The following is a 21,560-nucleotide window of genomic DNA, read 5'->3' on the forward strand; positions in this document are numbered from 1 at the left end:
TGCTTCACTCCTTGACGATCATCTGGCGGAGGCTGGGGCGGCGGGGGGCTGCCGACTGCTCCGACCAGGCGGCGAGCGCGGCCACCGTGGGCAGGTCGAAGACCTTGCGGATGGGTATCTCGATCCCCAGCTCGGCACGGGCGCGGCTGATCAGCCGGGTGGCGAGCAGGGAGTGCCCGCCGAGCTCGAAGAAGCCGTCGTCGATGCCGACCCGGTCCACGCCGAGCACCTCGGCGAACAGCTTGGCCAGGGTCTCCTCGCGGGGGGTGCGGGGTGCCCGGTAGGCGGTGCCGGTGTACTCGGGCTCGGGCAGCGCGGCCCGGTCCAGCTTGCCGTTCGGGGAGAGCGGCAGCCGGTCGAGGACCATGAAGGCGGACGGCACCATGAAGTCCGGGAGCCGCTCCGAGACGAAGCCGTGCAGTTCCCTCGCCCCCAGGCCGGCGCGGTCCTCGGTCGTCGTGCCGTCGCCGGTGCCGGCGGGCACGACATACGCGACCAGCTGCTTGCCCGTGCCGCTGCCCCGCCCCTCGCGGGCGATGACGGCGGCCTGCGCGACACCGGGGTGGGCGGTGAGCGCGGCCTCGACCTCGCCGGGCTCGACGCGGAAGCCGCGCACCTTGACCTGCGCGTCTCCCCGGCCCTCGTACTCCAGTTGGCCCTCGCCGTTCCAGCGGGCGAGGTCACCGGTGCGGTACATGCGCGAGCCGGAGGGGCCGAACGGGTCGGGGACGAAGCGCTCGGCGGTCAGGTCGCCGCGGCCGTGGTAACCGCGGCCCACGTTCCCGCCGACGTACAGCTCGCCGACCGTGCCCGGCGGCACCAAAGCCAGGCCGGGGCCGAGGACGTAGGCCCGCATGTTGCCGAGCGGGGTGCCGACGGGCGCGCTGCCCGCCCAGCCCTGGGTGTCGCCGCAGACGGTGAAGGTGGTGGCGTAGAACGACTCGCTCTGCCCGTAGGCGTTGACGACCCGTACGCCCGGGAAGGCGTCCCGCACCTTCTCGACGAGCGACGCGGGCAGGGCCTCGCCGGCGAAGACGACCGTCTCCACGCTGGTGCGGCCGGAGATCTGGTCGACGAGTTCGGCGAAGGCGGACGGCACGGTGGAGATGACGCCGCCGCTCCAGCCCTTCCGCTCGCCCAGGACCAGGACGTCCCGGACCACTTCGACGACGCCGCCGGCGGCGAGGGTCGTGAAGATCTCGAACGCCGAGACGTCGAAGTTGACCGACGTGCCCGCGAGGATCCGCTTGCCCGGCGCCATGCCCACCCGGTCGGCGAGCCGCAGCACGCCGTTGACCACGTTGGCGTGGCTGATGGCGACGCCCTTGGGCTTGCCCGTGGAGCCGGAGGTGTACATCACGTACGCCAACTGCTGGGCGTGGAGGGGCAGTTCGAGGCCGGTGTCGGCTCCGGACAGGTCGAGCGTGTCGAGGAGGACGTCCGGGGCGTCGTGCTCCGGCAGCACCGCGACCGTCGCGGTGTCCGTCAGGACGAGGCGCGGCCGCGCCTCCTCGAAGATGGCCGCAAGGCGATGGCTGGGGTACTTGGGGTCGACCGGCAGATACGCGCCGCCCGCCTTCAGGACCGCGAGCAGGGCGACCACGAGGTCCGCCGACCGCGGCAGCGACACCGCGACCACCGACTCCGGGCCCACCCCGCATCCGGCCAGTTCACGCGCCAGGCGGTTGGCCCGGCCGTTCACCTCGCGGTACGTGAGCGATTCGCCCTCGGCGACCACGGCGAGCGCGTCCGGGGTCCGCGCCGCCTGTGCCTCGACGAGCCCGTTGATCGTGACGTCCGGGGTCGGTACGGCCGTGTCGTTGAACTCGGCGAGCAGCCGGTCGCGTTCGGCCCGGTCCAGGATGTCGATGTCGGCGACCTTCAGCTCGGGGGTGGCCGCCAGCTGCCGCAGGACGCGCACGAGGCGGGCCGCGAGCACCTCCACCGTGTCCCGGTCGAAGACGCCCTGCGTGTACTGGAGGATGAGCTGGAGGTGCGGGTCGGCCGCAGCCATCAGGGTCAGCGGGTAGTTGGTGGCCGTGGACGCGCGCAGGCCGGTGAAGGCGATCCCGTCCGCGGCGTCGGAGGCGGCGCTGATGCCGTCCTTGTCGACCGGGTACGACTCGAAGACGACCAGCGTGTCGAAGAGGGACTGCAGGCCGACGGACTGCTGGATCTCCGTGAGCCCGTAGTAGTGGTGGTCCAGGAGAGCGGCCTGCCGGCCCTGTAGCCGGGTGAGGACCTCGGCGAGGGTGTCGCCGGGCGCGTACTCGACGCGTACGGGAAGGGTGTTGATGAACATCCCGACCATCGAGTCGACGTCCGTCACGGCGGGCGGGCGCCCGGAGACGGTGGCGCCGAACACCACGTCCTCGCGGCCGGTGAGCCGGCTGAGCAGGAGTGCCCAGGCGCCCTGGACCAGGGTGTTGATGGTGACGCCCAGCTCGGTGGCCCGCCGGCCCAGTGCGCGGGCCTCGTCGACCGGGAGCGTGATGTCGACCTGGCCGACGCCCTCGGCCGCGCCTTCGGAGCCGGGAGCGAGCAGGGTCGGCTCCTCGACGCCGTCGAGCTCGGCCGCCCACACCCGTGCGGACTCCTTCTCGTCCTGCCGGGCGCGCCAGGTCAGGAACTCGCCGAAGTCACGGGGCGCGGGCAGAGCTGCCGGGTCGCCGCCGGACGCGTAGAACAGCAGCAGGTCCTGCATCAGCAGGGGCATGGACCAGCCGTCGATCAGCACGTGGTGGGCGGTCATCACGAGTTCGGCGCGGCCGGGTTCGAGGTGGACGAGCGCCATCCGGATCAGCGGCGGGGTGGCCACCTCGAAGCGGGCGGCCCGGTCCTCGGCGAGGAACCGCTCGAACTCCTCGGTCCGCTCCGCCTCGCCGGCGGCGGTCAGGTCGAGGTACTGCCAGGGCAGGGACACCGTCTCCGGCACCACCTGCACCGCATCGCCGTCCGCCCGGTCGACGAACGCCGCGCGGAGGCCGGCATGACGCCCCAGCAGTGCCTGCGCGGCCCGGTGCATCCGCTCCGGGTCGACCTCGCCGGACAGGTGGAACACCAGCTGCATGTGGTAGGCGTCGAAGGAGGATCCGGCCAGCGCCGTGTGGAACAGCATCCCGGACTGCACCGGGGTCGTCGGCCACACCTCGGCCAGCTTGCCGAACCGGTCCTCCCAGGTGTCGATCTCGCCCTGGCCCACCTCCACCAGGGGCGCGTCGCTCGGGGTCAGCCCGCCGGCGTCGGGTGCCGTGGCGTGCCGGGCCAGGGCGGTCAGCGCCTCGACCCACAGCCCGGCCAGCTCGGTCACCTCGGCGCGGGAGAGCACCCCGGTCGGGAAGCCGAAGTAGGCGGTCAGCTCGTCACCGGAGGGGGTGTTGGTGGCCACCGCGTTGATCTCCAGCGCCGACAGCACCGGCATGTCCGCGTCGGGCGCGGCGATCAGGTCCCGGTGCGTGGTGTCCGGTGCCCAGCCCAGGCCCCGCAGGTCCTCGGGGATGTCCGCGCCGGAGGCGCGGCCCAGGTAGTTGAACCCGATCTGCGGTGCGCGCTGTCCGGCCAGCTCGGCGGCGGTCTCCTCGTTGAGGTGGCGCAGCAGGCCGTAGCCCATGCCGTTGTCCGGCACCGCCCGCAGCTGTTCCTTGACGGCCTTGACGGCCCGTCCTGCGGCCGCGCCGCCGGCGAACGCGTCGGCCACGTCGATGCCCGCCAGGTCCAGCCGCACCGGGTACATCGCGGTGAACCAGCCGATCGTGCCCGACAGGTCCGCGCCGGGCACCAGGTGCTCCTCCCGGCCGTGCCCTTCCAGCCGCACCAGCGCCCGGGATCCGGAAACGCGCCGCGTCTCACGCCAGCGGGCCAGTGCCAGGGCCAGTCCGGCCAGCAGCCCGTCGTCGACACCGCCGCGGAACACCGCGGGCACCGTGGTCAGCAAGGTCTGTGTGACGTCCGCCGGCACCTGGACGCGCACCGTGTCCACGGTGGCCGTGACATCGCGCGCGGGGTCCAGCTCCCGCGCGCCCAGCACGGGCTCTTCCGCGCGCAGGATCTCCTGCCAGACGGGCAGTTCGGCCACCCGCTCGGGGGTGGCCGCCTCGTCGGCCAGGGCGTGCATCCAGCGGCGCAGCGAGGTGCCCTCGGCTGCCGGTGCCGGGGTGAGGCGGTCGCGGACCCGCTGCCAGGCGGACACCAGGTCGGGCAGCAGGATCCGCCAGGACACCCCGTCGACGACCAGGTGGTGCAGCACGATCAGCAGCCGGTCCGGGGCCGTTTCCGTATCCGCGTTCGCGTTCGCGTCGGAGGTGAGCCACACGAACTGCGCCATGACGCCCGCGTCCGGGTCCAGCCGGTCCGCGGCCGCGTCCAGCTCGGCCTGCACATCGGCGTCGCCGTAGGGGACTTCCCGCACCAGAGCGGCGGCGTCCACGCTGCCGGCCGGCTCCATCCGCAGGCCCGGCTGCGCCCGGTCGAGCCGGGAGCGCAGCACGTCGTGCCGGTCCAGTACGGCCTGCAGCGTCGCGAGCAGGCCCGTACGGTCGATGTCCGCGGGCAGGGTCAGCAGCGCGGACATGCAGAACCGGCCGATGCCACCGCCCAGCGCGAGGACGTGGGCCGCCGTCGGCGGCAGCGGGGCCCAGCCCACGCCGCCGCCCGGCAGCTCCGCCAGGCTCACGCGCTCCTCTTCCTCCCGGCCCTCGACCAGCTCCGCGAGCCGGGCGACCGTGCGGTGCTCGAAGATCTCCCGCGTGCTGACCACGACGCCGCGCGTCTTGGCCCGCGCGACGACCTGGATCGACCGGATGCTGTCCCCGCCGCTGCTGAAGAAGTCGTCGTCGATGCCCACCTGTCCGGCGCCGAGCACGTCGGCGTACACCTCGGCCAGGATCCGCTCCGCCTCGGTGCGCGGCGCCCGGTACTCGGTGCCGGCGAACTCCGGCTCGGGCAGCGCGGCCCGGTCCAGCTTGCCGTTCGCGTTGAGCGGCAGCCGGTCCAGCACCACGAACGCGGCGGGCACCATGTAGTCCGGGAGCCGCTCGGCCACGAACGCCCGCAGCTCCGCCACCGGAACACCGGCGTGCCCCGCCGGCGCCACATAACCGACCAGTCGTTTGCCGCCGGTGTGGTCCTCGCGCACCATGACCGCTGCCTGGCCGATCGCGGGATGCCGGGCGAGTACGGTCTCGATCTCGGTCGGATCGAGGCGGATGCCGTTGATCTTCGCCTGGGTGTCGGCCCGTCCCGCGTACTTCAGTTGGCCGTCGTCATCCCACTGGGCCAGGTCACCGGTACGGTACATGCGCGCGCCGGCGGGACCGAAGGGGCAGGGGACGAACCGCTCCGCGGTCGCCCCGCCGTTGTGGTGGTAACCACGGGCGAGCAGCCCGCCGACGTACAGTTCGCCGATCACACCCGGCGGGACCGGGGTCAGCTCCGGCCCCAGGACGTAGGCACGCATGTTGGCCAGGGGCTGTCCGACCGGAATCGCGCCGGTTTCGGTCCACTGCCGCGGGAGCGTGAAGGTGGAGGCGTAGAAGCTCTCGGTCTGCCCGTAGGCGTTGATGACACGGACGTGGGGGAAGGTCTTGTGCACCTTGTGGACCAGGTCGGCCGAGAGGGCCTCACCGGCGAAGACGACGGTTCGCACGTCGAGGTCGACGTTTTGGTCCAGCAGCGCGGAGAACACCGCGGGCACGGCGCTGATGGTGGTGCCGGACCAGCTGCCGCGCTCCGCGAGTTCGAGTACGTCACGGACGATCTCGACGCTCGCTCCGGCGGTGAGCGCGGTGAAGATCTCGAACACGGAGACGTCGAAGTTCACCGAGGTCGCGGCCAGCATCCGGGACCCCGCCTCGACCTGCACGGTCCGACGCAGATCCCGCACACCGTTGACCACACTGGCATGGGTGATGGCGACACCCTTGGGCGTCCCGGTCGAGCCCGAAGTGAACATCACGTAGGCCAGGTTGTCCGGCCCGATACGGACGTCCGGGGCTTCGAGAGCGGGGCCGTCGAGGCTCAGGTCGTCGAGGTGGAGTACCGGCAGCCGGCACTTGGCCACGGTCGCCGCCGCTTCGTAGTCGGTCAGGACCAGTGCCGGATCGGCCGCGCCGAGCAGGAGGTCGACGCGCGCGGCCGGGTAGTCGGGGTCGATCGGCAGGTAGGCGCCGCCGGCCTTGAGCACCGCGAGCAGTGCGACCACCAGGTCCGCCGAGCGCGGAAGTGCCACGGCGACCAGCGTGTCCGGCCCGACACCACGGTCCCGCAGGACCGCGGCCAGCCGGCCTGCGCGGGCGTCCAGTTCCCGGTACGACAACTCGGTCTGCCCGGACACCACCGCCGTCGCGTCCGGCGTGCGCGCCGCCTGGGCGGCGACCAGCTCCGGCACCGTCGCTGCGTGCACCGGCGCCGTCGTGTCGTTCAGCTGTGTCAGCCGGTCCCGCTCGGCGGCGGTGAGCACGTCCACCCCGCCGAGCCGCGTCCCGGGATCGGCGACCACCTGCCGCAGTACGCGCACATAGCGGTCGACGAGGCCCTTGGCCGTGGCGTGGTCGAACAGTTCCGTCGCGTACTCCAGCCGGCCGTACGCACCGCCGGACGGGGCCGGGACGATGTTGAAGAACAGGTCGAACTTCGCGGTACCGGTGCCAGCCGGGACGGGGGTGACCCGCAGACCCGGTATCTCGATCTGCGACCACTCGAACTGCCAGGCCAGCATCACCTGGAACAGCGGCTGGTACGCGGTGGTGCGGTCCGGACCGAGCAGCTCCACCAGGCGCTCGAACGGGACGTCCTGGTTGTCGTACGCGGCCAGGGCCCGGTCGCGCACCTGCTCCAGCAGCTCACCGAACGACGGGTTGCCGGACAGGTCGACGCGCAGCACCCAGGTGTTGGCGAAGAACCCGATCAGATCGTCGAGTTGCTCATCGGCGCGCCCCTCGATCGGGCTGCCGATCGTCAGGTCGTTGCCGGCGCCGACGTGGTGCAGGAGCACCGCGAGCACGGCCTGCGCGACCATCGGCGCCGTGCCGCCGCGCTCCGCGGCCAGCTTCCCGATCCCGGCGAGCAGGTCCGCGTCCAGCTCGAAGTCGACATGGCCGCCGTCGTGGCCGGCCGCCGTCGGCCGCGGCCTGTCCAGCGGCAGCTGCACCGGCTGCGGCACCCCGGCCAGTTCCCCCCGCCAGTACTCCAGCTGGGCCGCGGCGATGCTCTCCGGGTCCTCCTCGTCGCCCAGCAGCTGGCGCTGCCACAGCGTGTAGTCCTTGTACTGCACCGGAAGCGGCGGCCACTGCGGCACTTCGCCCCGGTGGCGGGCCGCGTACGCCGACAGCAGATCCCGCAGGAACGGCGCCATCGACGCCCCGTCCGCGGCGATGTGGTGGAACACGAACACCAGCAGGTGCTCCTGCGGGCCGACGCGGAGCACGGTGGTCCGCAGGGGGAGTTCCGTGTCCAGGTCGAAGCCCTCGCACGCGGCCTCCTGCAGCGCGGTGTCCACCGCGTCCGCGGCCACGTCGGTCACCCGGAACGGCGGGGCCGCCTCCTCGGGGGGCAGGATCCGCTGCTCCGGCGTGCCGTCCGCGTTCTCGGCGACCAGGGTGCGCAGGCTCTCGTGCCGGGTGACGACATCCGTGACCGCGGCGGACAGGGCCGCCGTGTCCAGCGGCCCGTCCAGGCGCAGCACGAACGGGATGTTGTAGGTCGCGGACGGGCCTTCCAGACGGTGGAGGAACCACAGCCGGCGCTGGGCGAAGGACAGGGGGATCATCGACGCGTCTCCTCAACGGTCATCTGGCCCAGCCGGGGACGCAGCCGGGGGCGGTTCGACGTGGCCAGTTCCCCGATCCGAACCGCCAGCTGGGCGACGGTCGGATTGCGGAACACTGTCGTGACCTTCACGTCGGCGTTCAGCTCGTTGCGGATGCGGCCGACCAGCCGGGTGGCCAGCAGCGAATGCCCGCCGCGGCTGAAGAAGTCGACGTCGATACCGACCTCCGCCAGGCCGAGCAGGTCGGCGAACAGCCGGCAGAGGACTTCCTCGGTGTGGTTGCGCGGCCCGCGTCCGGTGTCGGCCTCGGTGTAGTCCGGTGCGGGCAGCGCCTTGCGGTCGAGCTTCCCGCTCGGTGTCGTGGGCAGTTCGGCGAGCGGCACGATCGCCGAGGGGACCATGTACTCCGGCAGGTGCTCTTGGACCTGGCCCGTCAGGGCCGTGAGGTCCAGCCCGGCCGGATCCGTGCCCTTGACCGGCACCACGTACGCGACCAGTCGCTGGTCGTCGGCGCGGTCCTCGCGCACCACGGCCACCGCGCTGTCGACGTCCGGGTGTGCGGCCAGCGCCTGTTCGATCTCGCCGAGTTCGATGCGGAAGCCGCGCACCTTGACCTGGAAGTCGGTCCGGCCGATGTACTCGACCTGGCCGTCCGTGGTCCACCGCACCAGGTCGCCGGTGCGGTACATCCGGGTTCCCGGCTCGCCGAAGGGGCAGGCCACGAACCGGCCCGCGGTCAGCCCGGTCTGTCCGAGGTAGCCCCGGGCGAGCCCGGTGCCGGCCAGGTACAGCTCGCCGGCGACCCCGGGCGCGACCGGGCGCAGCGCCGCGTCCAGCACGTACACCTGGGTGTTCCAGATCGGTGCGCCGATCGGCACCCGGTCCGCACCCGGCACGTGCTGCCACGCCGTGACCTCGACCGATGCCTCGGTGGGTCCGTAGAGGTTGTGCACCCCGCAGCCCGGCAGCACGCCGACCGCCTTGTTGGCCAGTGCGGGCGGGAACGCCTCGCCCGCGACCTCGATCCAGCGCAGGCTGGTGCACTCCTTGGCCGCCGGCTCGGCGACGAAAGCCTCCAGCAGGGAGGGCACGAAGTCCGCGCCGGTCACCCGCTCGCGCTGGATCAGGTCGGCGAGGTAGGCCGGGTCCCGGCGCCCGTCCGGACGCGCGATGACCACGGCGGCCCCGACCTGGAGCGGCGCGAACAGCTCCGGCACCGACACGTCGAAGCTCGCCGTCGTGCTGAGCAGCACCCGGTCCTCGGCCCCGACCTCGAAGTGCGCCAGGCCCCACTGCAGCCGGTTCATGATCGACCGGTGCGCCACCTGCACCCCCTTCGGGCCGCCGGTGGAACCGGAGGTGAAGATGACGTATGCGGCGTGGTCCGGGGACAGCTCACGCTGCGGGTTCGTCTCGGGGTGGGCGCAGACGTCCGGCAGGTTCTCGTCGAGGACCAGCAGCGGCTTGGCACTGTCCAGCACGTGCCGCACCCGGTCCTCGGGCAGGTCCGGGTCCACCGGCACATAGGCCGCACCCGCCTTCACCACCGCGTAGAGCGCCACGAGCAGGTCGACGGAGCGGGGGATCTTGACCGCGACCAGCCGCTCGGGGCCGGCGCCCTGCTCGACCAGCCAATGCGCCAGCCGGTTCGCGCGCCGGTTGAACTCCCCGTAGGTCAGCGTCTCCTGCTCACCGATCAGCGCCACCCGGTCCGGGTCACGCTCCACCTGGGCCTCGAACGCGGCCGGCAGGGTGTCCGCGGCCACCGGGTGGGCCGTGTCGTTGACCTGGCGCACCAGCCAGTCCCGCTCGTCCTCGCCCAGCACCTCCACGGCACCCACCGGCACCGAGGGGTCCTCAAGCACCTGCTCCAGCACCCGGACGAGCCGCGCGGCGATCACCTCGGCCGCGGCGCGGTCGTACAGGTTGCGCTGGTAATCGAGGGAGAGCCGCAGGTAGGGGTCGGAGGCGTTGAGGGTGAGCGGGTAGTGCGAGCCCGCGAACGGCCGGATGGCGTCGATCGTGAACCCGGCCGAGGCGTTCGCGTCGACGATGCCCTCGCGGTCGATCGGGTAGTTCTCGAACACCACGATCGTGTCGAACAGGGCGGGCAGCCCGACGCCGCGCTGGATGTCGGCGAGGCCGTAGTAGTGGTGGTCGAGCAGGCTGATCTGCCGGTTCTGCAGGTCGGTGATGACATCGGCCAGGCTCTGGTCGGCTCGGCACATGGCCCTGGTCGGCAGGGAGTTGATGAACAGGCCGACCATCTCGTCCGAGCCGGTCAGGTCCGCGGGGCGGCCGTTGACGGCGGCGCCGAACACCACGTCGTGCTGCCCGGTCAGCTTCGAGAGCAGGATCGCCCAGGCGCCCTGCAGGACCGTGTTCAGGGTGACCCCGAGTTCCGCGGCGCGCCGGGCGAGTTCACGTCCCTTGTCGATCGACAGCGGAACCTCGACCCGCCCGAGCGCGGTCGCCTCCCCCTCGGGGGCAAGGCCCGCGGCCACGAGGGTCGGCTGGTCGAATCCTTCCAGCTCGGCCTTCCAGCGGGCCGCCGAGGCCTCCCGGTCCTGCCGGGACAGCCAGGCCAGGTAGTCGCCGTAGGAGCGGACCGGAGCAAGGTCACGGGTCTCGGCGTACAGGCGGATCAGGTCCGTGATCACCAGCGGCGACGACCATCCGTCGAACAGGGTGTGGTGCGCCGTGAGGATGAGCTTCGCCTGCTCGGGTCCGCAGGTGAGCAGGGCCAGGCGGATCAACGGCGGGCGGGTGGGGTCGAGTTGGTCGGCCCGGTCGTCGGCGAGGGCCGCATCGAGCGCCGCGTCCTGCTCGGCCTCGCTGCGGCCGGTCAGGTCGAGGTGCCGCCAGGGCAGGGCGACGTGTTCCGCCACGACCTGCACCGGGTCGCCGTCGGCCGTGGTGAGGAACGCGGAGCGCAGGTTCGGGTACCGCTCGAGCAGCGCCTGCCCGGCCGCCCGCATGCGCTCCGGGTCCACCTGCCCGGACAGGTGCAGCACGAACTGCATGTGGTAGACGTCGAAGGTGCCGTCGGCGAGCGCCGCCTGGAACTGGATGCCGGACTGCCCCGGCGCCTGCGGCCATACCTCGACCAGCCGGCCGTAGCGCTCCTCCCAGGCCTCGATCTCGTCCTGGCGCACCGGGACCAGCGGGGCGTCCGAGGGCGTGAGCCCGCCGATCTCGGGGCGTGCGGCGTACGCGGCCATGCCGTGCAGCACCTCGACCCACAGCTCGGCCAGTTCGGCGGCCCGCTCGCGGGAGAGCACCCCGGTGGGGAACATGAAGGCCGCCTGCAGCCGGGTGCCGTCGGCGGTGTCCGTGACGACCGAGTTGACCTCGAGCGCGGACAGCGCGGGCAGGTCCGGGTCGGGCTTCGCGATCAGCTCGGCGGACCAGGACGCGGGCCCCCACCCGTGCGCGCGCAGGTGCTCGGGCACGTCGGCGTCGGAGATCCGGCCGAGGTAGTTGAAGCCGATCTGCGGCGCCGGGTACTCGGCGAGCTGTTCGGCGGTCTCCGGGTTCAGGTAGCGCAGCAGCCCGTAGCCGAGGCCCTTGTCCGGGACCCCGCGCAGCTGCTCCTTGACCAGCTTGATCGCCTGCCCGGCCGCGGGGCCGCCGGCCAGTACGTCGGCCAGGTCCACTCCCCGCACATCGACCCGGGCCGGGTACATGGTGGTGAACCAGCCGACGGTCCGGGACAGGTCGGCCCCGGGCACGACCTCCTCCTCGCGGCCGTGTCCCTCGAGGCGCACCAGGGTCGAGCGGTCCTCACCGCGCCACCGGTTCACCGCGAGGGCGAGCGCGGCGAGCAGTACGTCGGTCCCGGTGCCCTTGAACGCCGCGGGCAGCTTGGTCAGCACGGCCTCGGTGACCTCGGCGGGCAGCTGCGCCCGCACGGTGTCGAGCGTCGACCAGACGTCCACGGCCGGGTCGAACGCCCGCGTGCCGAGCGGGGGGTTCGACGCCTCCAGCAGGTCCCGCCAGTACGTCAGTTCCGCCTCCCGTTCCGGGGAGAGCGCCTCGTCCTGGAGCGCCGACGCCCAGCGGCGGGCCGAGGTGCCGACCGCGGGCAGCTTGGGCGCCCTGCCGGAGCGGACCTGCTGCCAGGCCTCGGCGAGGTCCGACATGAGGATCCGCCAGGAGACGCCGTCCACCGCCAGGTGGTGCAGCACCACGAGAAGCCTGCCCGCACCCGACGGCGGGGCGAACCAGACGAAGTCGGCCATGGTCCCGGCTTCCGGGTCGAGCCGGCCGACCGAGGCGTCCAGCTCGGCCTCGGCCGCCCGCAGCGAGGACGGCTCGTCCCAGCGGCCGTCGCAGTCGACGCGGTGGATCAGGTCCACCGCCCGCAGGGTTCCTGTCGGGCGTACGACGAGGGAGGGTTCGTCGCCGGGCACCAGCTGTGCGCGCAGGAGGTCGTGGCGGTCGAGTACGGCGTCCAGCGTCGCGGCGAGGCCGTTCGCGTCGATGCCCGTGGGCAGTTCGAGGACGATCGACATGGCGAAGCGGTTCGTCCCGCCGCCGTGCTCGAACACCTGCCGCGCCACCGGCTGCAGCGGCATCGGGCCGACGCCGCCGCCCTCCAGCTCGGCGAGCACGGGCGCCAGGCCCGTGCGGGCGGAGGCCACCTCGGCGAGGCGGGCCGCGGTGCGGCACTCGAAGATCTCCCGCGTGCTCAGTTCCAGGCCGCGGGCGCGGGCCCGCGCCACCACCTGGATGGAGCGCAGGCTGTCGCCGCCCACCGCGAAGAAGTCGTCGTCGGCACCGACCCGCTCCACACCGAGCACGTCCGCGTACGCCGCGGCGATGATCTTCTCGGCCTCGGTGCGCGGCTCCCGGTAGGTCTCGCCGAGGAACTCCGGCTCGGGCAGCGCCTTGCGGTCCAGCTTGCCGGTCGGACCGAGCGGGAGCCGGCCGAGGGCCACGAAGGCCGACGGCACCATGTAGTCGGGCAGCCGGGCCGCGACGAACTTGCGCAGCTCGGCGGCGGAGGCACCGGACTGCACGTCCACGTCGCCGATGCCGCCGGCGCCGTCGTCACCGACGGCTCCCTCGCCGGTGTGCACCACGTACGCGACGAGCCTCCGCCCGCCCGAGGGCACCTCCCGGCTGATCACCACGGCCTCGTTGATGCCGGGGTGCGCGGTGATCGCGGCCTCGACCTCGGCCGTCTCGATGCGGAAGCCGCGCACCTTCACCTGGCCGTCGCCGCGGCCCACGCACTCCAGCTGCCCCTCGGCGTTCCAGCGGGCCAGGTCGCCCGTGCGGTACATCCGCTCGCCGGCGGGGCCGAACGGGTTCGCCACATAGCGCTCGGCGGTCAGGCCCGGGCGGCCGTGATAGCCGCGGCCCAGGCAGGTCCCGACCACGTACAGCTCACCCACCACGCCCTGCGGCACCGGGGTGAGTCCCGGGCCCAGCACGTAGGCACGCATGTTCCCGAGCGGGGTGCCGATGGGGGCCACGTCGCCGTCCGCCCACTCCTCGGACGCCGCGAGGGAGAACGTGGTGGCGTAGAAACTCTCGCTCTGCCCGTAGGAGTTGACGATCTGCACGCCGGGCAGGGCCTCGCGCACCTGCCGCACCAGCCGGCCCGGGAGCACGTCGCCCGCGAACACGACCGTGCGCACGTCGGGCGCCTTCTCCAGCCGGCCCACCAGCTCCCCGAGCACCGAGGGGACCCCGCTGATCACATGGCCGTCCCAGCGCTCCCGCTCGTCGAGCGCCAGCGCGTTCGCCACCACCTCGGCGGTGCCGCCGGTGGTCAGGGTGGTCAGCAGCTCGAAGACCGAGACGTCGAAGTTGACCGAGGTGCCGGCCAGCATCCGCCAGCCGGTCGGCGCGTCGAGGACGCGCACCAGCTCGCGCACGCCGTTGACGGCGCCCCGGTGGGTGATCGTGGCGCCCTTGGGCTTGCCCGTGGAGCCGGAGGTGTACATCACGTACGCCAGGTTGTCCGGGCTCAGCGGCGCGATCCGGGCCGCGTTGTCCGGCGCCCCCGTGGCCGTCTCCCATTGCGCGCGCTCGTCGAGGTTGACGCACGCCATGTCGCCCTGCGGCAGGTCCTGCCAGGTCGCGGTGTCGGTGACCGCGAAGCGCGGAGCCGCCTCGGACAGCACGCTCTCCGCCCGCCCGCTGAGGTACTGCGGATCCAACGGCACGTATCCGGCACCGGACTTGAGGATCCCGAGCAGGCCAGCCACCAGGTCCTCGGTGCGCGGCAGCGCGAGGGCCACCAGGTCCTCCGGCCCGGCACCGCGCCGGATCAGCTCCCAGGCGACGCCGTTCGCCCGGTCGTCCAGCTCCCGGTAGGTCAGTGTCCGCTCGTCGCACACGAGCGCCGGGGCGTCGGGCGTCCTGGCCACCTGGGCCTCGAACAGCTCCGGGACCGTCAGCTCGGGCAGCGGCGCGGCGGTGTCGTTGAACTCGGTGAGCAGCCGCTGCCGCTCGGCGGCGTCGAGCACGTCGACGGTGCCGATCGCACGCTCCGAGTCGGCGGTGAGAAGCCCCAGTACGCGGACGAACCGGTGCGCGATGCCCTCGGCGGTGTCCCGGTCGAACAGGCTGGTGGCGTACTCCAGGCGGCAGTTCGCCCCGCCGGTGCCGTTCGGGATCAGGTCGAAGAACAGGTCGAACTTGGCCGTCCGGGTCTCGAGCCGCTCGGCCCGGACACCGAGGCCGGGCAGTTCCATGGGCGGCACGGGCGGCTGCCAGGAGAGCATGACCTGGAAGAACGGGTTGTAGGCGGTGGACCGGTCCGGGTTGAGCAGCTCCACCAGCCGCTCGAACGGCATGTCCTGGTTGTCGTAGGCGGCCAGGGAGCGGTCCCGCACCTGCTCCAGGAGCTCGCCGAACGACGGGTTGCCGGACAGGTCGACGCGCAGCACCCAGGTGTTGACGAAGAACCCGACGAGGTCCCGCAGCTCCTCGTCGGTGCGGTCCGTGATCGGCGCGCCGATGGACACGTCGTCACCGCACCCGAGGTGGTGCAGGAGCACCGCGAGCGCCGAGTGCATGACCATCGACACCGTGGTGCCCGATTCCGCGGCCAGCTTCTCCACGGCCCCGAGCAGGTCGGGCCCGATGGAGAACGGGATGCGGTCGCCGGCGGGGTCCATCACCCTCGGACGCGGGCGGTCCGTCGGCAGGGCCAGCGGCTGCGGCAGATCGGCCAACGCCTTGCGCCAGTACGCCAGTTGCCGGGCCGACGTGCTGTCCGGATCGGACTCGTCACCGAGCACGTCCCGCTGCCACAGCGTGTAGTCCGCGTACTGCACCGGCAGCGGCTCCCACGCCGGGGCCCTGCCCTCGGTGCGGGCGGCGTAGGCCGTGGTGAGATCGCGGAACAGCGGCCCGAAGGACTCACCGTCCACGGCGATGTGGTGCGCCACGACGACGAGGGTGTGCTCGCGCGGCCCGGACCGCACCAGCCTGGCGCGGATCGGCGCGTCGGCGGCCAGGTCGAAGGTCGCGGTGGCCACCTCCTCGACCGCGGCCGCCCGCTCCTGCTCCCCCGCGACCTCGACGAGGGGCAGGTCGAACGGCTTCTCGCCGGAGGGCAGCACCTGCTGGTGCGGGACGCCGTCGTCGCCCTCGACGATCACCGTGCGGAGGACTTCGTGCCGGTCGATGACATCGCGGAGCGCCGCCTCGAGCGCATCCGCGTTCAGCTCACCGGTCAGCCGCAGGGCGAACGCGCCGTTGTAGGTCGGCGACGGGCCTTCGAACCGGTCCACGAACCACAGCCGGCGCTGCGCGAACGACAACGGGATCATTGTGTCTCCAAAATCGGCGAACCGGGGAGCGGGTCGTCAGTCAGCTCTGGTCGAGCAGGGTCAGCAGTTCGTCGTTGTAGAAGTCGTCGATGGAGCACGCGCCCGACAGCGTCGAGAAGTACCGGTCGATGTGCTCCTGGTGTCCGACCAGCTTGCGCAGCATGTCCGTGCGGCCCTCGGGCTTGAGCTCGGCCACGTTGAGCGCGCCCTGGTAGTGATTGAGTGCCTCGTTGCTCAGGTCGTTCTCGTAGCGCCGCAGCGCCGACCTGAGCGCGGCGTCGTCGTGCAGCCGGTCTCCGATGTGGTCGGTGAGCGACTGGGCCTGCACGAAGGCCTCGGTGATGCCGCGTGCGGTGATGGAGTCCTTGTGGTTCACCGCGTCGCCGACCAGCGCCCAGCCGGGGCCGTACGCCTTGCGGAAGTAGTTCTCCTGGTGGCCCGTGCCGTACAGCTGCTCCTCGCGCCGGCCGGCCCGCATCCGCTCGTACAACTCCGGTGCCGTGGTGCGGAAGGCGTCGAGGTAGGCGGGTTCGACGTCCTTGCGGACCTGGCCGAACTCGTCCTGCGGGAAGTAGGCCATGAGCAGGGTGAGGTCGTCGTTGGTGGGCAGGACGCCGATCCAACGTCCCGGCTGCTCGTACAGCTCGAAGTGCGCGGGAACGCCGGACCAGTAGCTGTAGTAGGTGCAGGTCATCCGCGGATGCTCGATGACGTTCTTCGCGCCGGCCTTGCGGGCCACCAGCGAGCGCATGCCGTCCGCGCCGACGACGAGTCGCGCACGGTCCGTCGCCTCGGCGCCGCCGGGTGTCGTGTACCGCACTCCGACGACCCGGTCGTCCTCGAACACCAGGTCGTTGACCGCGCAGCCCTGCCGGAACTCCACGCCGGCCGCCACGGCACCGTCCGCGAGGATCGGGTCGAGTACGTAGCGCCTCGGCGCGTAGGTGGTCCGCAGGCCGTCGATCGGCAGCGAGAAGCCGTCGATGCGGACGCCGGGCGCCTCGTAGCTCTGGTGTGTGATCGGCCGGCAGCCGGCCTCGCGCAGCCGGTCGAGCAGGCCCCACCGCTGCAGCAGCGCCACGCCCTGCTGGTGGAGGTAGTGCGAGGACAGCGTGTCCTGCGGGAACCGCGCCTTCTCCAGGAGCAGGACGCGATAGCCCTGCCGCGCGAACAGCATGGCCGTCGGCGAACCCGCACAACGGGCACCTATGACAATCACGTCGTACATGGCGCCTCTCCTACCGGGTAGTTGCCAGCGATTCGATGTACGTGGAAATCGACGCCACCGTCGGATTGCGGAACAGCTCGTCCATCGGGACCTCGACGCCCAATTCCTCGATGAATGCGCCCTGAATCCTGACCATGATCAGGGACTGGCCGCCCAGCGCGAAGAAATCCTCGTCGGCCGATATGTCGTCACGCTGGAATTCCCGGCACCAAATGGCGCGCACGCTTTCGGCAATCATCACATTCCTCCAGGCTGTCATCAAGGTGCGTCGAGCAGTGCCGCGCGGTCGACTTTTCCGTGCGGGCTCAAGGGAATCCGCGGAATATTCCGGAACCTGGCCGGCACCATGTTCCGCGGCAGCGTGGTCAGGAGGCGGGCGCGCACGTCGTCCTCGGCGAGATCGTCTTCGGCCGGGACGATGAACGCGATCAGCTCGGCCTCGCCGGAGTCGGTGTGCCTGATCGCCACGGCGGCCTCGCGGACACCGGCCAGCCTGCCGAGCGCGCGCTCCACGTCGGTCGGATCGATGCGCATGCCGCGCACCTTCACCTGCGCGTCGATCCTGCCGAGGACGACGAGTTCGCCGGCCTCGGTCACCCGGCCGCGGTCGCCCGTGCGGTACAGCCGGCGCCGCTCTCCGTCGACCTCGATCGTCGTGAACTTCGCGTTCTCCGGACCGTTGTTGAGATAGCCCGCGCCGACTCCGGCCCCGGAGATGCAGATCTCGCCCTGCTCGCCCGGCGCGACATGGCGCAGGTTCTCGTCGAGGAGATGGATGTCGGTGTTGTAGGCCGGCCTGCCGACCGGTGGCACGTCGTGCTCGCCGGGCCGGTACGCGGCGAGGTCGTACGACGTCGCGACATCCGTGCACTCGGCGACGCCGTACTGGTGCAGGAGCGTGCAGGTGTTGCCGTCGCGCCGGGACCAGTCCGTGAGCCGTTCGGCCTTGAGCGGCTCGCCGCCGAAGAGCACGTAGTCGAGCCTGCCGAGTGCGTCGCCGCCGCGTGCCCTCTCCCAGTCCACCAGCAGGTACAGCGTGCTGGAGGCGCAGTGCACCACGCGGATCTCGTGCTCGGTCAGCATGCGGTAGGCCAGCATGGCGTCGAAGTTCCGGCTCGCCATCAGGTACTGGGTGGCGCCGCAGAACAGTGGTGTCATCAGGGCCCGCTGGGACAGGTCGAAGCCGAACGCGCTGACGACCAGGTTGTGCGAGCCGCGGTGCAGGCCGTATTCGAGCTTCAGCCAGTTCATCAGGTTGAACCAGCCCTCGTGCCGCACCGCGGTCAGCTTCGGCGTACCGGTCGATCCGGACGTGAAGACCGCGTAGCACACGTCGTCTCCGGTGACGCGGACTTCGGGAGCGGTCGCCGGAAGACCTGCCAGGTGCTCGGAGAGCCGGTCCAGGTCGATGAGGTCGACGGCCGCCGACTCGACCATCGCGGCCGTCGCCGGTGAGGCCACGATCAGCGCGAGATCGGGGACCTGGCCCAGCAGGAGGCGGAGCCTGGCCTCAGGATAGGCCGGGTCGAACGGTACGTAGGCGGCGCCGGCCTTCAGTGTGCCGAGGATGGCGACGAGCATGTCGGTCGAGTAGTCGAGACAGACGCCGACCTTCGCGCCTCGGCCGTGTCCGCGCGCCACGAGGAAGTGCGCGAACCGGTTCGCCTTCGCGTCCAGCTCCGCGTACGTCACCCGCTCACCGGCCCAGGAGACGGCGACGGCGTCGGGAGTGGCCTGTACATGCGCCTCGAACTGCCGGTGAACGACGGGCTCCGAGGGCAGAGCGACCCGTTTTCCCTGAAGGATCATCAACTGACTCCGATGTGAGAGGTGTCCGGTCGGCGATACGAGAGGTGTCCGGTCGGACGAGCCGTGGACGCGAACGGGGAACGGGGTCGCCGACGCCTGCGGACGGTGCGCGCCGCGCTTGCCGACGCCTTCGGTACGCCGCCCTTGCCGACGCCTTCAGTGCGCCGCGCCTTCCGACGCCTGTGGTGCGCCGCGCTTGTCTACGCCTTCGAGCAGTGCGCCGCGCCTGCCCGACGCCTTCGGACGGTGTGCCGCGCCTGCCGGCACCTTCAGGCACTGCGCCGCACTTGCCGACCTTCGAGCGGTGCGCCGCGCTTGCCAGTGCCTTCGGATGGTGTGCCGCCGGGGCGTGCACCACCAGGCGATGCGCCGCTAGGCCACGCGCCGTCAGACAGGGCGCCGTCAAGCGGAGCGCCACCAAGCGATGCGCCGTCAGACGGAGCGCTACCAAGCGGAGCGCCGTCAGATGGAGCGCCGTCAGGCCGTGCGCCAAGCACAGCGCCACCAGACCCTGCGCCACCAAGCCGTACGCCGCCAAGCACAGCGGCACCAGACCCTGCCGCCAAGCCGCGCGCCGCCAGCCAGCCCCGCCCCGTCAAGCCGTGCGCTTCTCGGTGATGCTCTCGTCGGCTGTTTCGAGCATTCGGGTGACCCACTTGTCGACGGGCAGGCCGTGCGCGGCGGCCATTTTCGAGTAGTACTCCAGTTGGCCGGCGGACAGCTCGATGGTGAGGGTGGTGACCTTCTGCCGGCGTTTCTCGGCGGCGGCCGACTCGGCGAGCCGAGGGACGTCCTGCTGTTCGTCGGCGCCGCTCGTGCGCACCTCGGCCTTTTCGTTCTGTGCGGCCAGGCTGGCGCGGACGGCCCTGCGCAGTTCGTTGCGCGACCACTTCTGCTGTTCGGCCTTGCGCAGCCAGTAGTCCTGCTCCGGTGGCGCCAGGCGGGTCACCTCGGCGTGGTGGGCGAAGCTGAGGCTGTCCCGCCTGCGGTGGTGCTCGAACCGCCGGGCCACCCAGGCGTAGTTGCGCAAGGTCTGGTAGTCGAGCCCGGTGCGCTCGATGGCCTCCTTGTACCGCCGCCACCCGTAGGTGGCCTCCCCGTAGATCAGCCAGTCGGCGAGCCACCACGCCGAGGAGTTCACGAGCTCGCGCAGGTTGGTCCCGATCTGCTCCCAGGACCGCTCCGGCAGGTTCTCCGGGAAGACCATGCCCGACTTCTGCACCGTGGCCTGTGTCCCGACGAACGACAGGACCACATCGCGCTGCGCCGGCTCACCACTGCCGACCACCGGCCGCGCCTTGTATCTGCTCACGCTTCTCACAGCCCCCGTCACCACCTTCATCTCCCAACTCAGAGCGTCTTCCTGGGCGTAAACCGTTCACTCGGCCGAGGCCGAGCACGGGCGGCGTTCACCGCGCCGACATGGCCTCCCGCAGGCTCTTGGGACGCAGGTCGGTCCAGTGCTCCTCGACGTACCGCAGGCACTCGGCCCTGGCCGCCTCGCCGAAGACGACCCGCCAGCCCGCGGGCACGTCGGCGAATGCCGGCCACAGGGAGTGCTGGTCCTCGTCGTTGGCCACCACGAAGAAGCGGCCGTTCTCGTCATCGAAGGGGTTCGCGCTCAACTGGCACCGTCCTTAACCGTCATGAGGTGACTTGGATGGGGAATCGCCAGGCCGGGTGCGTAGGAAGCACCGGGCGCGGGTTCGCGGATCGGCGTTGTCCGGTCGACAGGACACGCGGCGTCTGCGGCGACCCCGGCGTTGGCACGTCACCGTAGGGACTCGGCCACCGGCGCTACAAGTGCGGCGGGCCCGCCCGCCGTCCGGTCGTCCGCCCGGATCCGCAGCCCGCCGTGATCCTCTGTACCGGGGCGGATTCCTGTGCCACGATGCCGACTCGCGGGCAAGGACGTGCGCCGCTCATCGCGGTTCGCGCGCGTCGGCTCAGGCGTGCGGGACGGTGGGACCGGCTGCGACGGCGGGGACATCGTGAACGCGCTCACCGCCCACACTGTCCGCGGTCCTCACAGGCCCGGTCGAGTTCCGCTCCAGCGAGCGAGCGGCGGCCGGTGCGGGCTCTCGAAGCGGTGACCTCACCACAGGCACACGCGCACACATGTCCGGAGGGAGAGCGATGGACTGCACACGACCTGCCCTGCGCCTGTTCGTCCTGCACCACGCGGGCGGCTCACACCTGCCGTACCGCGGCTGGCCGGCCGGACTGCCGGACACCTGGGACGTACGGCTGCTCGACGCACCGGGCCACGGCCTCCTTCTCGACCAACCGCAGTTCACGGACGCCGGCCGCCTCGCCGACCACCTGTTGCGCGACATCGAGCCCGAACCGGCCTGTCCCTACGCACTTTTCGGGCACAGCATGGGCGCCCTGGTGGCGTACGAGATGACCCGGCGGGCCGCCGAACTCGGCCTGCCGCTGCCGGTGTGGCTCGGGGTGTCGGCGCGGTCCGCACCGCAGTCGGCGGGAGAGGGAGACTGGTACCACGAGCTGCCGGCCGCCGAGCTGCGCACGCGTCTGAAGCTGCTCGGCGGCACACCCGAGGGTGTCTTCGACGATCCCGAACTGTGGGCCCTGTTCGATCCGATCATCCGGGCCGACCTGCGCCTGGTGGAGAGCTGGCGTCCCGCTCCCGACGCCGGTCCGCTGCCCGTGGCGCTGTCCGCCTTCGCCGGCCGCGAGGACCGCTCCGCCTCGCCGCGGCGGATGGCCGGCTGGGCGGAGCACTCCGAGCACTTCCTGGGCCTACGGGTCCTCAGCGGCGGTCACTTCTACTTCCAGGACGAACCCGCGCCGCTGCTGCGGCAGATCGAACAGGACGCGACCACGGCGCTCGACGCGGCGGACGCGACGCGCTCGGCCTGAACCTCCTACGGAAACCCGTACGGAAACCCGTACGGAACCCCCTACGGAACCCCCTACAAAAACCCCCGGACGACTCTCAGGAGCG

The 21,560-nt window shown here is 71.9% G+C and carries 8 protein-coding genes; 1 reads left to right on the top strand and 7 read right to left on the bottom strand.

What is annotated here, in order from left to right; genetic code table 11:
• Window positions 1-4 precede the first annotated feature (4 nt).
• From ACWC0C_RS17580 to ACWC0C_RS17610, 7 genes are all read right to left on the bottom strand, one after another.
• Window positions 5-7,765 (bottom strand): amino acid adenylation domain-containing protein, encoded by a 7,761-nt coding sequence (locus ACWC0C_RS17580; RefSeq protein WP_450864751.1) that lies wholly within the window; start codon window positions 7,763-7,765, stop codon window positions 5-7.
• Complete coding sequence (locus tag ACWC0C_RS17585) at window positions 7,762-15,555, bottom strand: amino acid adenylation domain-containing protein (RefSeq protein ID WP_450864752.1); 7,794 nt, start codon at window positions 15,553-15,555, stop codon at window positions 7,762-7,764. The genes ACWC0C_RS17580 and ACWC0C_RS17585 overlap by 4 nt, the downstream gene beginning before the upstream one ends.
• 40 nt (window positions 15,556-15,595) lie before the next feature.
• The gene (locus tag ACWC0C_RS17590; RefSeq protein WP_450864753.1) at window positions 15,596-16,783 is read right to left on the bottom strand and encodes an NAD(P)/FAD-dependent oxidoreductase; all 1,188 of its coding nucleotides are present in this window, start codon (window positions 16,781-16,783) and stop codon (window positions 15,596-15,598) included.
• Between the two features lie 10 nt (window positions 16,784-16,793).
• A complete protein-coding gene (locus tag ACWC0C_RS17595; protein ID WP_450864754.1) occupies window positions 16,794-17,021 on the bottom strand; it encodes an acyl carrier protein in 228 nt (75 codons plus the stop codon).
• A 20-nt stretch (window positions 17,022-17,041) separates the two neighbouring features.
• Window positions 17,042-18,592 (bottom strand): amino acid adenylation domain-containing protein, encoded by a 1,551-nt coding sequence (locus ACWC0C_RS17600; RefSeq protein WP_450864755.1) that lies wholly within the window; start codon window positions 18,590-18,592, stop codon window positions 17,042-17,044.
• Between the two features lie 595 nt (window positions 18,593-19,187).
• On the bottom strand, window positions 19,188-19,904 hold the full coding sequence (locus ACWC0C_RS17605) for an LmbU family transcriptional regulator (protein ID WP_449195642.1): 717 nt from the start codon (window positions 19,902-19,904) through the stop codon (window positions 19,188-19,190).
• Window positions 19,905-20,001: 97 nt separating this feature from the next.
• On the bottom strand, window positions 20,002-20,217 hold the full coding sequence (locus ACWC0C_RS17610; protein ID WP_450864756.1) for an MbtH family protein: 216 nt from the start codon (window positions 20,215-20,217) through the stop codon (window positions 20,002-20,004).
• A 511-nt stretch (window positions 20,218-20,728) separates the two neighbouring features.
• On the opposite strand from ACWC0C_RS17610, the gene ACWC0C_RS17615 reads away from it, so the two are divergent.
• Window positions 20,729-21,475, top strand: a complete 747-nt coding sequence (locus tag ACWC0C_RS17615) for a thioesterase II family protein (RefSeq protein ID WP_450864757.1) — start codon at window positions 20,729-20,731, stop codon at window positions 21,473-21,475.
• Window positions 21,476-21,560 lie beyond the last annotated feature (85 nt).

The organism is Streptomyces sp. NPDC001709 (assembly GCF_053596375.1).